Origin of the sequence: Ochrobactrum sp. 19YEA23 (genome assembly GCF_029909865.1) — a bacterium.
Classification (GTDB): Bacteria; Pseudomonadota; Alphaproteobacteria; order Rhizobiales; family Rhizobiaceae; genus Brucella; species Brucella gambitense.
The window spans coordinates 134,453-147,487 of the sequence record NZ_JASAMQ010000009.1 but is presented as its reverse complement, the minus strand read 5'-3'; the positions used below and the strand labels follow the sequence as shown (position 1 = coordinate 147,487).

Sequence of the window (13,035 nt, the reverse complement as noted above, 5' to 3'; positions counted from 1 at the left end):
TGCTCAGCAAGCTGGTGGTATCTGCGATTTGAGCCAGTTCAAAACGTGAAGTCGCAGTGCAGAGGAGAGATTGGCGGTGCGTTCGCGCTTGCTGTCCACCTCTGCAACAAGTGCGGCAATCGACTGGCCGCGTGTCTCGGCGATCTGGTGGAGAATGTCGAAGAATTCGTCTTCCAGCGTATAGCTGGTCGCATGGCCGCGAATGCTGACAGAGTGCTTGCGCAGGCCGCCGGTGCTCAACGGTCGCCATCCGTGTCGTCTTTGCGCTCAAGGCGGTTCATATCCAGAAAGCGTTCGCTCTTGCGCGTCTCTTCACGTGCGAAGTCTCTTTCCGTTTTGGTCCGCCCGAAAAGAATGCGGTTCTGATCCGCCTGCTTTTCCTTGGCGTCACGCGCTTTCTTTTTCTTGAACTGCCGCAGATTGACGATGTCGCTCATTTTGATGTCTCGGGTGCCTTGCTGCGTCGATATATGCTTTTATAACGCGGCGCTCCGATGACCTGCAAGCTGTCGATGCGGCTTACTGTCTTGGTTCCTTGGGATTGGTGAACCACCAGATCGCGACCGAAACCGCGACGAGCAGCAGCAGGCCAATCGTCAACTGCCAAAGGGGAAAGTTTGGCGCGTCACTCGCCATGAAGAACGCAGCGATAACGCCGCTTATCCAGAGAACTGCCTGCGCTAACAAACGGACCATGAGATTCCCGCCTTGATTTCAACTACCGTAATGGCTGCCATCATATCATTTTAAACTTCGGTTGCCTTGATCGAAGTCAAAAAGCACGGCTTAGCCATCGATATACTATGAAACAGTATCCCGTTTGACCATGGCTTTATACAAACGGCTTCTGCGCCGCAGCATTATGCTTGCAGCGCAGGCAGTGTTTTCAAGGTTCCAAGCAAAGTTGGGAGGGGAAATTTATTTCTTGCGGAAAGAGTCGAGGGAGACGACGTCGGCAGATGGCTTGGGCGTATCTTCGCCTTCAGCATTATCCTTCGCGGCAGCTGCCTGCTTTTCTGCGGAAGACTTGCGCGACTTTGCCTTGGGCTTTTCCGGCTTTTCGGGCGCGGATTCGACCGGCATCATCTCGATTGGCGCGATGTTGTTCTCTTCGTCATTGTCGCTGGTCGGCTGAACTGCCGCCACATCGAACTCAAGCTCGAAATTGACGGACGGATCGTAGAAACCACGCACCGCAGAGAACGGAATGACCAGCTTCTCGGGAATATCGCCGAAAGACAGGCCGACTTCAAAGAGCTGATCCGTAACATTCATGTCCCAGAACTGGTGCTGCAACACGATTGTCATCTGCTCGGGATATTTCTCTTTCAGGCGCGAGGAAATACGCACGCCCGGCGCTCCGGTGAGGAACGTGATAAAGAAATGATGATTGCCCGGCAGGCCAGCCTTGGCCACCTCCGCAAGAACCTTGCGAATGACGCCACGAAGGGCTTCCTGAGCGAGAATGTCGTAACGGATCAAATCCTGTACCATGGGTTTCTTATCCCACGGATTCGCAGGCAGATGTCAAGTTCGTTCTCGCAGGAAACGATGATATATATCGCGAAAGTGAGGCGGCGCTGCTTGATTTGTCAGGGGCGAGGGGCCGCTTCCGGCGACGATTCAGTCGCACCAAATGCCAGCAGGAATGTCCGGACACCATTGATGGCGCTGCGTTCGATGGTATCGTCGTCGATGGCGCATCCGTGCAAGGCGTGTAGCTGCGTGTCGGCGCTGATCAGCGCCATGAAATGCAGTGCCGCCAGATCGGGATCGTCAAGACGCAGATGTCCGGCAAGTGCCAGGCGGGACAGGCAGGCGGCAACGGCGGGTATAGCCTGCGCTGGCCCCTTGTTTTTGCAGACATATCCCGCAAACGACAGGTCGGGCGAACTGGATTGCACAAGTTTGCGCAAAAACGCGCCCGATGGATCATAAACGCAGTTTCGGCTCATGCGGATCGCAAAAGCCGTCAGGTCTTGCTCAAGGTTGTCGCCGGTCTGTGGAAAAGTGGAAAGCACGGCGAACAGGCTCGCATTCATGCGGTCCAGCGCGTCTTCGACCACGGCGGCCAGCAAGGCTTCCTTGTCACGGTAGTGGTTATAGATGGTCTGGCGCGAGACGCCTGCCTCGTTTGCAATAAGATCGATGCTGGCGCCCTGAAACCCGTCGCGCGAGAAAACGCGCGCCGCAGAACACAGGATGAAATCGCGTTTCATGCACTGTCCCGGCTTCATTGCGGCTGTGTTCGCCGCGGCATTCAACCCTTTTCCGGTGGTGCTGCGCTTCACCGGCGGGGCGGCCATTTCGATTATGTCAGTAGGTTTCATAAGCCCAACATAAGATGACTTGACGTTTTGGACAATGGTGTCTAATTTGACATCAATGTCAAATTCCTTTTGGCGTTTCGTCTAGACAATAAACTGTGACAGTTATTTCAGAGGTCAGGTTTGCCCGTTTATGGGCGCATATTCCGGACCGAATCTGAAAAGGTGTTGTAGTTCCATGTAGTTATCAGTCCTGTACCGGTTTTGCGAGCCCAGCGATCCATCCTCCCAAGCGAAGTTGGTGATCCGAAACCGGTGTGGGCACCTCACGAAACATTGATGAAAGCGCGTCTCCCATGGCTTCGAGTCTTGTGCGCAATGCGATTGTTCTCGGTCTTCTGTCCGCAGTCGGGCCCTTCGCGATCGACATGTATCTGCCTGCCTTGCCGACCATTGCTGCCGATCTCCATGCGGAGACCGGTGCTGTACAGATGAGTCTGCTTGCCTTTTTCATTGCTTTGGCGATTGCCCAGCTTTTCTGCGGTCCTTTGTCGGACATGGTCGGGCGCAAAATTCCGCTTTACGGCGGACTGGTTCTCTTCGCCATCGGTAGCGTTGGCTCCGCGCTGGCGACCAATATCGATGTGCTGGTGCTGTTTCGCTTCCTGCAAGGTCTTGGCGCGGCTGCAGGCATGGTGATTCCGCGCGCCGTGGTGCGCGATCTGCATACCGGCGTCGAAGCAGCGCGACTCATGTCGCTTTTGATGCTGGTCTTCTCTATTTCGCCGATTCTGGCGCCTCTCACAGGCTCGATCATCATCAGCTTCTTCGGATGGCGCGGTGTGTTCTGGGCTGTTCTGGTGGCGGCGATCATCGGCCTCGTGCTGGTTGCCACCGCCCAGCAGGAAACGCGAACGCGTGAAGCGCGCCTTGAGAGCAGTTTAGGCAGCGCTCTGCGTGGCTATGGCCGGCTGCTCAAGGACCGCTATTTCCTTGGACTGGTGTTCGTCGGCGGCTTCGGCATTGCATCGTTCTTCGTCTATCTGGCGAATTCGTCCTTCGTGCTCATCGACCATTACGGCCTGACCCCGAACCAGTATGCACTGGCTTTCTCGGCCAATGCGGTGTCGTTCTTCGGCGTTTCGCAGCTGAATGGGGTGCTCGGCGCGCGCTTCGGCCTGCGTCGTGTGATGCGCGTCGCCGTTTCCGGTTTTGCCGCCGCCATGCTCGCTATGTTCGCAGCCGTGCTGATGGGGCACCAGTCGCTCTGGCTGATCGCAGCCTTCCTGTTCGTCGGTTATGGCTTCCTTGGGCTGGTAATTCCGACCACCGCAGTTCTGGCGCTGGAAGATTACGGCGCAATTGCAGGTACGGCTTCGGCGCTGATGGGCACGCTGCATTTCGTAATCGGCGGTCTGGCGATCGGAATCACGGGTTCGTTCTTCGACGGAACGGCTGTGCCTATGGTCGGCGGCATCGCTGGCTGTGCACTGACTGCATTCGTGCTGACGCAGATCGTCCTCTCCCGCAAGGCGAGCGATGTCGAAACGGAAGCGGCGGCAGCCTGATTTGAAGAGGGTCTAGCTTGTAAGGGAAAGTGGAGGCTTCTGTTGCCAGGTGCCTCCGAACCCCGCCTTAAGGTGCTAACCCTAAGGGCTTTAGAGCGGGTTTCCCGCACCGCCATTAGGCAGCGAGAGCGTAACCCTGAGCATTGTTGTCATTTGCAACTACTCAATTGACCCGATAACGGTGGTATCATGCCGAGTAAAAGAGCGATCTTTACACCCTTGTCGATCCTATTTCGCCCCCGCCACAGCACAGACCAACGATAAAGCCTGTGTTCTGGTGGAGGCGCCGGGTACCGCCCCCGGGTCCAATGGGTTTATTACACCGTCCATTTATCACCATAGCTGGCTTGCGCCAGCGAGACGTATATAGGCGCGGTCGAACCATATTGGAAGAGGGGCCGTTACATTTGTCAGGGGCAAACCTAGTCCTGAATTTTCTGAAGTATGAACAGAGCAGCTCGTTTGGTCGCGGTCGGAAGAGATGAGAGATCGATGGTCTCATTTTCCGTAAGCGCGCCCGCGCTCCACGGCCCCAATCCATCGATGCCTGCCTTCACACAGGGCATGACACAGGAAATATCCGCGCCGCCACGGTCCTTTGGAGCTGTCGCCTTGAGTATAGCCCACAATATTTTCTGCAAGACATCAACCGGTACCGAAAGTGCACGGGTAGAATGAGGGAAAATTGCAATGCCGAGAGAATTTACAAAGGTCTAAACATAATAAAACCCGTTGTGAAACTGTAAGTAAATTTAAAAAATTAATCAGAATGACGCTATTTATCATGAATGAATGTTGCGTGGAGAATATGTGAGATCGTATTTTGTTCTTTGCAGGACAAAAGATCATTGTTGTGTGTTGCTTCCCTAAAATGTCGTTGACAGCTTGCTCGCACTGGTCAATCTTGGTTGCATATATATTGGAAAGGCTGGGGTTTTCTTCCGGTCGATCGGGATTTGCAGTTGATATTGGGCGGTGTGCCCATACTGAAGGAGAGCCGATATATGAGTGAATACCTCGCAGATGTCCGTCGCTATGATGCTGCTGCCGATGAAGCGGTTGTCGAGAAGATCGTCAAGCATCTGGGCATTGCGCTTCGCAATCGCGACTCCTCGCTCGTTTCGGCGACCGATCCGGAAGAAATGAAGCGTGTGCGCGACAGCTGGGTTGGCAAGAAGCTCGGCGTCACCGACGCGGCCAAGGCTGAAGAAGTGGTGAACCACGTCGCGGAAGTCATGAAAGGCGACCGCAACAAACACCGCGTGACCTTCTACTATCTGGTGGCCAAGCAGCTCGGCAAGCTCGGCGATCTCTGATCGGTGCATATTGCCTGTGGAATTCGAACCCCGGTGCCCCGCGCCGGGGTTTTTCCTTATAGTAGGGGTGAAACGAATCGATCCCGAAAACCCATCTGGGAACATCCCATGCGTACCTATCTCGATCTTCTCCAGCATGTGCTCGATAATGGCGCCGATCGCGGCGACCGTACGGGAACGGGCACACGCTCGGTTTTCGGCTATCAGATGCGCTTCAATCTGGAGGAGGGCTTTCCGGTCCTGACCACCAAGAAGCTGCATCTGCGCTCGATCATCTATGAACTGTTGTGGTTCCTGAAGGGCGACACCAATATCGCCTATCTCAAGGAAAACGGCGTTTCGATCTGGGATGAATGGGCAGACGAGAAGGGCGATCTCGGCCCGGTCTACGGCTATCAGTGGCGCTCCTGGCCAGCGCCCGACGGTCGCCATATCGACCAGATCGCCAATCTCATGAAGATGCTGCATGGCAATCCGAATTCCCGCCGTCTGATCGTATCGGCCTGGAATCCGGCGCTGGTCGATGAAATGGCCCTGCCGCCATGCCATTGTCTGTTCCAGTTCTATGTTGCGGATGGCAAGCTGTCCTGCCAGCTTTATCAACGCTCGGCGGATATTTTCCTCGGCGTGCCGTTCAACATCGCCTCCTATGCGCTTTTGACCATGATGATCGCGCAAGTGGCGGGTCTCAAGCCCGGCGAATTCATCCACACGCTGGGCGATGCGCATATTTATTCGAACCATTTCGAGCAGGCTCGTCTGCAACTGACCCGCACGCCGAAAAAACTACCGGTCATGCGCATCAATCCGGATGTGAAGGACCTGTTTTCCTTCCGCTTCGAGGATTTTGTGCTGGAAGGCTATGAAGCCGATCCGACGATCAAGGCGCCGATTGCCGTATGAGTAACAGCGTGAGCACGGACAAGCCCGTCGTTTCGATTATCGTGGCCGCAGCCGAGAATGGCGTGATCGGACGTGACAACGACATGCCATGGCGGCTCTCGACCGATCTGAAGCGCTTCAAGGCGCTAACGCTTGGCAAGCCGGTCATCATGGGGCGTCGCACCTGGGAATCGATCGGGCGGCCTTTGCCGGGGCGACCGAATATCGTCGTGACCCGCGATACGAATTTTCAGGCCGATGGCGCACACATCGTCGGTTCGCTGGAAGAGGGCATTGCGCTTGGGCGCAAGCTTGCGGAAGAGCTTGACGTTGGCGAAGTTTGCATCATTGGCGGCGGCAAGATTTATGCGCAGGCCCTGCCGCTGGCGAGCCGGGTGCATCTGACACGCGTTCTGGCGGAAATCGACGGGGACACGCATTTCCCGGAGATTAAGCAGGATGCATGGCGTCTGGTGTCGTCGGAAGATGTGCCAGCCGGGGAAAAAGACAGCCATCCGACCCGTTATATGGTTTACGAAAAGCGTGATACGTAAAGCATAACGTAGGAATTTTATTGCGCTTCCGTTGAAAGCGCGCCTCCCGATGCCTATAAAACGGTAACATTAGTTGATGACGGGGGTTTGCGCCTTGCTTTCCCGTCTTCCGGGAGCATCTCCGTTAGAAGCGCTGACGCGTTTTTTGCCGGAGATGCGGGAAACAGAAGCTTAGAGGTGAGGATGCCCTGGAGCAATCAGAATGGCGGCGGCGGCCCATGGGGTGGCGGCGGCGGTGATAACAATAATAATAACAACAATAATAACGGCCCCTGGGGACAGGGCCCGAAGGGCCCGCGCGGCGGCGGACAGAACACGCCACCTGATCTCGAAGATATTTTGCGCAAAGGCCAGGACCGCCTGAAGCAGGTATTCCCCGGTGGCGGTGGTCGCAGCGGCGGCAATCGCCCGATCTATCTGTTGATCGGCGCGGCCTTGCTCGGTTTCTGGGTTTTCCAGTCCGTCTATACGGTGCAGCCTGATGAGCTGGCGGTTGAACTTCGTTTCGGCAAGCCGAAGGATGAAGTTTCCGAGCCGGGCCTGCATTTCCATTGGTGGCCGATTGAAACCTATGAAAAGGCGCAGATCGTCGAAAAGCAGATCAATATCGGCGCTCAGGGTTCCCGTACGGCGACGCAGGGTCTGATGCTGACCGGCGACCAGAACATCGTGAACGTCCAGTTCTCGGTTCTCTACCGCGTTTCCGATCCGCGCGCCTATCTGTTCAACGTCGACAGCCCGGATGCGATGGTGCAGCAGGTGTCTGAAAGCGCAATGCGTGAAATCGTCGGTCGCCGTCCGGCGCAGGACGTTTTCCGTGATAATCGTGCCGAGATCGCACAGAGCGTGCGCGCTATCGTGCAGCAGACGCTCGACACCTATCAGGCCGGTATTCAGATCAACGCCGTGTCGATCGAAGATGCGTCGCCGCCGCGTGAAGTGGCAGATGCCTTTGATGAAGTGCAGCGCGCCGAACAGGACGAAGACCGTTTCATCGAGGAATCGAACCAGTATTCCAACCAGAAGCTCGGTCAGGCCCGCGGTGAAGCGGCTCAGGTTCGCGAAGAGGCAGCAGCCTATAAGAACCGCGTTGTTCAGGACGCCGAAGGTGAAGCCCAGCGTTTCAGCTCGGTCCTCGGCCAGTATGAAAAGGCGCCGGAAGTGACGCGCAACCGTCTCTTCCTCGAAACCATGGAACAGGTGCTGAAGAGCACCAAGAAAGTCATTGTGGAACCCGGAAAGGACGTCGTGCCCTATCTGCCGCTGAACGAACTGATGCGCCAGCAACCGCGCGCAGGCGCAACGGGTGCTACTCCGGGCGCTAATGTGACCACGACTCCCTCGACCGGCGGAGGTGCCCAGTAATGGCTCAGAACAGACTTCCGATCATTGCGGGTATCATCGCTGTCCTCGCCTTCCTGCTCTATTCCGCGACGTTCATCGTTTCGGAGCGTCAGCAGGCAATCGTTCTTCGTTTCGGTCAGATCGTCGCTGTGAAGACTGAGCCGGGCATCTATTTCAAGCTACCATTCGGCTTCCTGGACGCCGATACGGTGCAGATGATCGATGACCGTCTGCTGCGTTTCGATCTGGACGATATCCGTGTTCAGGTTTCGGGCGGCAAGTTCTATGACGTCGACGCGTTCCTCGTCTATCGCATCACTGATGCCCGTAAATTCCGTGAAACGGTTTCAGGTAGCACGCTCCTTGCCGAACAGCGTCTGCGCACCCGTCTGGATGCAGCGCTGCGTGGTGTCTACGGTCAGCGCGGTTTTGAAGCCGCTCTTTCGGAAGAGCGTGGCGACATGATGCGCGAAGTGCGCGATCAGCTTCGTCCCGATGCAACATCGCTTGGTCTGACCATTCAGGACGTTCGTATCCGTCGCACGGATCTGACGGCCGAAGTCTCGCAGCAGACCTATGAGCGTATGAAGGCGGAACGTCTGGCGGAAGCCGAGCGTCTGCGTGCCCGTGGCCGTGAAGCAGCCCAGCGTATTCGCGCCGTGGCCGACCGTCAGGTGGTGGAAACCATCGCCGAAGCGCGTAAGGAATCGGAAATCCTTCGCGGTGAGGGCGATGCGCAGCGCAGTGAAATCTACGCAGCCTCCGCATCGAAGGATCCGGGCTTCTTCGCCTTCTATCGTTCGATGGCCGCTTATCGTGAAGCGCTCGAAACCCCGGATACAACGCTGGTTCTCTCGCCGGATTCGGAGTTCTTCAAGTTCTTCCGTGATGCTGGCGGCAAGCTGGCAACGCCTTCCCAGTAAAGCGCAGGACCAGCTCTGATGAGCGATTTTCTAGCCGCCGTAGGACTTCTCTTCGTTATCGAGGGGCTGCTCTACGGCGGCTTTCCTTTTTTCGCCAAGAAACTCGCACGCGAAGCGAGTGAAGCGCCGGAAAGCGCGTTGCGCATTGCCGGTATCGCCGCGCTGGCCATAGGCGTGGGCATCGTCTGGCTTGTCAGGGGATAAGCCCCCTCCGTTCCGTTATTTATGGCCCTTCGTCTATACGGGGCCGCAAACAGGCCTTAATTTGCGGCGATCTAACCTTTAGGTTATTTGCGTAGATATTCAGGATCGGAGCAGAGCTTTATGGCAATCGTACCGAAGGCGGGATTCGCTCGCACCCTATTCGCAACCGTGGCAATGGGCGCGCTGGCTGTCACCGGAACGCTAACGGTTGCAACGCCGCCAGCCTTTGCTCAGGACGCTCCCGTGAAAGGCATTCAGGGTCCGGGTTCTGTTGCCGATCTTGCGGAAGGCCTTCTGGATGCGGTGGTGAATATCTCCACCTCGCAGACCGTAAAGGACGATGGCGGCGAGGGCGATGGCCCCGTACCCATGCCAAAGGTGCCGGAAGGCTCTCCGTTTCAGGAATATTTCAAGGATTTCTTCAACAACAAGGACGGTGAGCAGAACGACGAGTCCCGCAAGGTGCAGTCGCTTGGATCGGGCTTCGTCATCGATGCCGAAAAGGGCTTCATCGTCACCAACAATCACGTCATTGCGGATGCCGACGAGATTGAAGTCAATTTCAACGACGGCACCAAGCTGAAAGCCGAGCTGGTCGGCAAGGATATCAAGACCGATCTGGCTGTCCTGAAAGTCGATCCAACCAAGCACAAGCTCAAGGCCGTGCAGTTCGGCAATTCGGAAAAGGCGCGTATCGGCGACTGGGTTCTGGCGATCGGCAACCCGTTCGGACTAGGCGGAACGGTAACGGCCGGTATCATTTCGGCGCGCAAGCGCGATATCAATTCCGGCCCCTACGATGATTTCATCCAGACGGATGCCGCCATCAATCGCGGCAATTCGGGTGGTCCGCTGTTCGATATGAACGGTCAGGTGATCGGGATCAACACGGCGATCATCTCGCCTTCGGGCGGCTCTATCGGCATCGGCTTTGCCATTCCGGCTGAAATGGCCGTTGGCGTGATCGATCAGCTGAAGGAATTCGGTGAGGTCAAGCGCGGCTGGCTCGGTGTGCGCATTCAGCCGGTGACGCAGGATATTGCGGATAGTCTCGGCCTGAAGGACCCGAAAGGTGCGCTGATTGCCGGACTGATCGAGAATTCCGGCGTGGACAACACGGCGCTGAAGGCTGGCGATGTTGTCATCGGCTATGAAGGCAAGCCCGTCGATACCGCGCGCGATCTGCCACGCCTTGTTGCCGAAAGCCCGGTGGGCAAGGAAGTGGAAATCAAGGTTGTTCGCGATGGCGCGGAGCAGACGGTCAAGGTGAAGCTTGGTCGCCTTGTCGAAGACGACAAGAGCACTGATGCTGCAACCGAAGATCAAGCGCCGGTTCCGGATGGAACTGACGGCGAAGACGGGCAGGAAGCGCCAGCCAAGCCGAAGAAAGAGCAGAAGAGCGAAGCCACGGGTCCGACCGTGCTTGGCATGAAGCTTTCCGAACTCAATGACGATGTGCGCGGCGAATTCGGCATTGCTGAAGATGTGAACGGCGTAGCCATCCTCTACGTTGCTCCGGGTTCGGCTGCGGGCGACAAGCGGGTTGAGACGGGAGATGTTATCGTCGATATCAATCAGGTCACCGTCAAAGCGCCCGAGGATGTGAAGAAGCGCATCGACGCGCTGCGGCGGGAAGGGCGCAAGAATGCGCTGCTCATGCTGGCGTCGCGTTCCGGCGAGTTGCGTTTTGTGACCGTTCGCATCGACTGAGACTTTTGTAAGATAGAATTCGAGCGGCGCTACGGATCATTCGCAGCGCCGTTTTCATTTGCGATTTGAATCAAATAGCGGCAAGTGCTGAGAATGAGATTCAGGATTGAAGCGCCAAAACGCTTCATGGAGTGGTGTGCGAGTTGGAAACTGTCGATATTGTTGTGATAGGCGCTGGCGCAGCCGGGATGATGTGCGCCATCGAAGCGGCCAAGCGCGGGCGTTCCGTGCTGGTTGTCGATCATGCCAGGTCGGCGGGTGAGAAAATCCGTATCTCCGGCGGTGGCCGGTGCAACTTCACCAATATTCATGCCAGCCCGAAGAACTATCTGTCGCGCAATCCGCATTTCTGCATCTCGGCGCTAAGCCGCTATACGCAGCGCGATTTCATCGCATTGGTCGAGCGGCACCGCATTGCCTATCATGAAAAGACGCTCGGGCAGCTTTTCTGCGACGGCTCGGCAACGCAGATCATCGACATGCTGCTTGGCGAGATGAAGCGCCATGGCGCGCGGCTGAAGCTCTCCTGCGGTGTCGAGAGTATAGCAAGAATATTAGGAGAAGGGTTTGAGCTGCGGCTGACGGAAGGCGGCATCCGCACGACAGTCAGGTGCCGTTCTGTGGTGGTCGCCTGCGGCGGCAAATCTATCCCGAAGATGGGCGCAACCGGCTTCGGCTATGACCTCGCCGAACAGTTCGGGTTACGGCTGGTCGAGACACGCCCGGCGCTGGTCCCGCTTACCTTTGAACCGAATACGCTGGAACGCCTGAAGCCGCTGGCCGGGATTGCTGTGGATGCGGTGGTATCATGCGGCAAGACGAGCTTTACCGAGGCCATGCTGTTCACGCATCGCGGCATCAGCGGGCCGTCCATCTTGCAGATATCATCCTACTGGAAGGAGGGCGATGAAATCCGCATCAGCATGTTGCCCGGTACGGACCTGTTCGAAGTCTTGCGCACACAGCGCACGCAGAATGGCAAGCAGGCCTTGCAGACCGCGCTCGGCCTGCATCTGCCGAAGAAGCTTGCGCAGACGATTGCCGAGGAAAACGGTGCCAGCGGGCATCTCGCCGATATGTCCGACAAGCTCTTCCGCCGCGTGGAAGCCGCCGTCAATGACTGGCGCATCAAGCCCGCCGGTTCGGAAGGCTATCGCACGGCGGAAGTGACGCTGGGTGGTGTCGATACGCGTGATCTCGATTCGCGCACCATGGAGGCCAAGTCTGTGCCCGGCCTTTATTTCATCGGCGAAGTCGTCGATGTCACCGGCTGGCTCGGCGGATATAATTTCCAGTGGGCGTGGTCGTCGGGTTGGTCTGCGGGGCAAGCGGTATAGTGCTCAGCATTGAGACAAACCTCTATTCGACGAAATCCGTTTTCCTGTATCCCTGAATGTAGAGAAGCGCGGTCAGGTCGCCATGGTCGATGCGCACCTTGGCTTCTGCCGCCACTGCCGGTTTGGCATGCAGAGCCACGCCCGTTCCTGCGAGCTGGATCATGCCGAGATCGTTGGCGCCATCGCCCACTGCGATTGCGTCTTCGGGTGAAAGACCCAGACGATCAGCAATTTCTTCCAGCCGTTCCACCTTGGCTTCGCGACCGAGAATCGGCTCCGCGACAACGCCTGTCAGCTTGGCGCCATCATCCAGAAGAAGATTGGCGCGGTCTTCGTTGAAGCCGATCATTTCAGCAATACGGTGGGTGAAGGATGTGAAGCCGCCCGAGACAAGCGCGGTATAAGCACCGTGCTTGCGCATGGTGCGCACCAGTTCCGGTCCGCCGGGTGTGAGCGTGATGCGGGTGGCGATCACCTTGTCGATAACCTGAAGGGGCAAGCCTTTCAGAAGGGAAACGCGTTCACGCAGGGCCGGTTCAAAGGCGATTTCGCCATTCATGGCGCGGGCGGTGATTGCGGCCACATGCTCGCGCAAGCCTGCTTCTTCCGCCAGTTCATCAATGCATTCCTGCTGGATCATGGTCGAATCCATGTCGGCAATCAGGATTTTCTTGCGGCGGCGATCCTGCTCCTGCACAACAACATCAACTGGCGCGCCGTCCAGTGCCGCGCGCAGTGCAGCGTCGGCGTCATCGGCGCTCAGGCCGCTTGGCAAGGGGATATCGCAGGCAATACCGTCTGCAAGCCAGTAAAGTCCTGTTGCATTCACTGCCGCTGACGCTTTAATCCCGAGCGACGGAACAAGAGCGGCCTTGGCCGGGTTGGCGATCAAAGTGGCAATGAGCGGAGCGGATGCAGACATGAGGGAGC

General features: G+C 57.0%; 15 protein-coding genes and 1 other RNA gene. 9 read left to right on the top strand and 7 right to left on the bottom strand.

From position 1 onward, the window contains the following. Window positions 1-3 precede the first annotated feature (3 nt). From QBD01_RS20945 to QBD01_RS20925, 5 genes are all read right to left on the bottom strand, one after another. Window positions 4-240 (bottom strand): ribbon-helix-helix domain-containing protein, encoded by a 237-nt coding sequence (locus tag QBD01_RS20945; RefSeq protein ID WP_280994372.1) that lies wholly within the window; start codon window positions 238-240, stop codon window positions 4-6. Beyond that, window positions 237-437, bottom strand: a complete 201-nt coding sequence (locus tag QBD01_RS20940) for a DUF4169 family protein (RefSeq protein ID WP_280994371.1) — start codon at window positions 435-437, stop codon at window positions 237-239. The genes QBD01_RS20945 and QBD01_RS20940 overlap by 4 nt, the downstream gene beginning before the upstream one ends. 82 nt (window positions 438-519) lie before the next feature. Next, window positions 520-696, bottom strand: coding sequence for a hypothetical protein (locus tag QBD01_RS20935; protein WP_182521070.1), 177 nt, complete (start codon window positions 694-696; stop codon window positions 520-522). 222 nt (window positions 697-918) lie between these two features. Further along, window positions 919-1,494: an SspB family protein gene (locus QBD01_RS20930; RefSeq protein WP_280994370.1), complete on the bottom strand. Its 576-nt coding sequence runs from the start codon at window positions 1,492-1,494 to the stop codon at window positions 919-921. A 98-nt stretch (window positions 1,495-1,592) separates the two neighbouring features. Next, the gene (locus QBD01_RS20925) at window positions 1,593-2,330 is read right to left on the bottom strand and encodes a TetR/AcrR family transcriptional regulator (RefSeq protein WP_280994369.1); all 738 of its coding nucleotides are present in this window, start codon (window positions 2,328-2,330) and stop codon (window positions 1,593-1,595) included. A 293-nt stretch (window positions 2,331-2,623) separates the two neighbouring features. Here QBD01_RS20925 and QBD01_RS20920 point away from each other — a divergent pair, with 293 nt between their 5' ends. Further along, window positions 2,624-3,835 (top strand): multidrug effflux MFS transporter, encoded by a 1,212-nt coding sequence (locus tag QBD01_RS20920; protein WP_280994368.1) that lies wholly within the window; start codon window positions 2,624-2,626, stop codon window positions 3,833-3,835. Between the two features lie 28 nt (window positions 3,836-3,863). Here QBD01_RS20920 and ssrA read toward each other — a convergent pair. Next, window positions 3,864-4,231, bottom strand: a transfer-messenger RNA (tmRNA) gene (gene ssrA, locus QBD01_RS20915). A 608-nt stretch (window positions 4,232-4,839) separates the two neighbouring features. On the opposite strand from ssrA, the gene QBD01_RS20910 reads away from it, so the two are divergent. From QBD01_RS20910 to QBD01_RS20875, 8 genes are all read left to right on the top strand, one after another. Then, a complete protein-coding gene (locus QBD01_RS20910; RefSeq protein ID WP_078339383.1) occupies window positions 4,840-5,151 on the top strand; it encodes a DUF2853 family protein in 312 nt (103 codons plus the stop codon). Between the two features lie 108 nt (window positions 5,152-5,259). Continuing rightward, the gene (locus QBD01_RS20905) at window positions 5,260-6,054 is read left to right on the top strand and encodes a thymidylate synthase (RefSeq protein ID WP_280994367.1); all 795 of its coding nucleotides are present in this window, start codon (window positions 5,260-5,262) and stop codon (window positions 6,052-6,054) included. Window positions 6,055-6,137: 83 nt separating this feature from the next. After that, window positions 6,138-6,587, top strand: coding sequence for a dihydrofolate reductase (locus QBD01_RS20900; protein WP_392391460.1), 450 nt, complete (start codon window positions 6,138-6,140; stop codon window positions 6,585-6,587). Between the two features lie 183 nt (window positions 6,588-6,770). Beyond that, entirely contained in the window at window positions 6,771-7,952 is a 1,182-nt protein-coding gene (gene hflK / locus QBD01_RS20895; protein WP_280994365.1) for an FtsH protease activity modulator HflK, read from the top strand. Further along, a complete protein-coding gene (hflC, locus tag QBD01_RS20890) occupies window positions 7,952-8,854 on the top strand; it encodes a protease modulator HflC (protein ID WP_182521076.1) in 903 nt (300 codons plus the stop codon). The genes hflK and hflC overlap by 1 nt, the downstream gene beginning before the upstream one ends. A gap of 18 nt (window positions 8,855-8,872) precedes the next feature. Continuing rightward, window positions 8,873-9,058, top strand: coding sequence for a DUF2065 domain-containing protein (locus QBD01_RS20885; RefSeq protein ID WP_078339379.1), 186 nt, complete (start codon window positions 8,873-8,875; stop codon window positions 9,056-9,058). 120 nt (window positions 9,059-9,178) lie between these two features. Continuing rightward, complete coding sequence (locus tag QBD01_RS20880; protein ID WP_280994364.1) at window positions 9,179-10,768, top strand: DegQ family serine endoprotease; 1,590 nt, start codon at window positions 9,179-9,181, stop codon at window positions 10,766-10,768. 143 nt (window positions 10,769-10,911) lie between these two features. Next, a complete protein-coding gene (locus QBD01_RS20875) occupies window positions 10,912-12,105 on the top strand; it encodes an NAD(P)/FAD-dependent oxidoreductase (RefSeq protein ID WP_280994363.1) in 1,194 nt (397 codons plus the stop codon). A 22-nt stretch (window positions 12,106-12,127) separates the two neighbouring features. Here the strand turns inward: QBD01_RS20875 and serB are convergent, their stop codons facing one another. Then, the gene (gene serB / locus QBD01_RS20870) at window positions 12,128-13,027 is read right to left on the bottom strand and encodes a phosphoserine phosphatase SerB (protein WP_280994362.1); all 900 of its coding nucleotides are present in this window, start codon (window positions 13,025-13,027) and stop codon (window positions 12,128-12,130) included. Between the last annotated feature and the right edge of the window lie 8 nt (window positions 13,028-13,035).

What these genes read in the sequence shown, in the direction of transcription:
- QBD01_RS20940 (WP_280994371.1), bottom strand. Translation starts at nt 437, where the DNA reads ATGAGCGACATCGTCAATCTGCGGCAGTTCAAGAAAAAGAAAGCGCGT.
- QBD01_RS20935 (WP_182521070.1), bottom strand. Translation starts at nt 696, where the DNA reads ATGGTCCGTTTGTTAGCGCAGGCAGTTCTCTGGATAAGCGGCGTTATC.
- QBD01_RS20930 (WP_280994370.1), bottom strand. Translation starts at nt 1,494, where the DNA reads ATGGTACAGGATTTGATCCGTTACGACATTCTCGCTCAGGAAGCCCTT.
- QBD01_RS20925 (WP_280994369.1), bottom strand. Translation starts at nt 2,330, where the DNA reads ATGAAACCTACTGACATAATCGAAATGGCCGCCCCGCCGGTGAAGCGC.
- QBD01_RS20920 (WP_280994368.1), top strand. Translation starts at nt 2,624, where the DNA reads ATGGCTTCGAGTCTTGTGCGCAATGCGATTGTTCTCGGTCTTCTGTCC.
- QBD01_RS20910 (WP_078339383.1), top strand. Translation starts at nt 4,840, where the DNA reads ATGAGTGAATACCTCGCAGATGTCCGTCGCTATGATGCTGCTGCCGAT.
- QBD01_RS20905 (WP_280994367.1), top strand. Translation starts at nt 5,260, where the DNA reads ATGCGTACCTATCTCGATCTTCTCCAGCATGTGCTCGATAATGGCGCC.
- QBD01_RS20900 (WP_392391460.1), top strand. Translation starts at nt 6,138, where the DNA reads ATGCCATGGCGGCTCTCGACCGATCTGAAGCGCTTCAAGGCGCTAACG.
- hflK (WP_280994365.1), top strand. Translation starts at nt 6,771, where the DNA reads ATGCCCTGGAGCAATCAGAATGGCGGCGGCGGCCCATGGGGTGGCGGC.
- hflC (WP_182521076.1), top strand. Translation starts at nt 7,952, where the DNA reads ATGGCTCAGAACAGACTTCCGATCATTGCGGGTATCATCGCTGTCCTC.
- QBD01_RS20885 (WP_078339379.1), top strand. Translation starts at nt 8,873, where the DNA reads ATGAGCGATTTTCTAGCCGCCGTAGGACTTCTCTTCGTTATCGAGGGG.
- QBD01_RS20880 (WP_280994364.1), top strand. Translation starts at nt 9,179, where the DNA reads ATGGCAATCGTACCGAAGGCGGGATTCGCTCGCACCCTATTCGCAACC.
- serB (WP_280994362.1), bottom strand. Translation starts at nt 13,027, where the DNA reads ATGTCTGCATCCGCTCCGCTCATTGCCACTTTGATCGCCAACCCGGCC.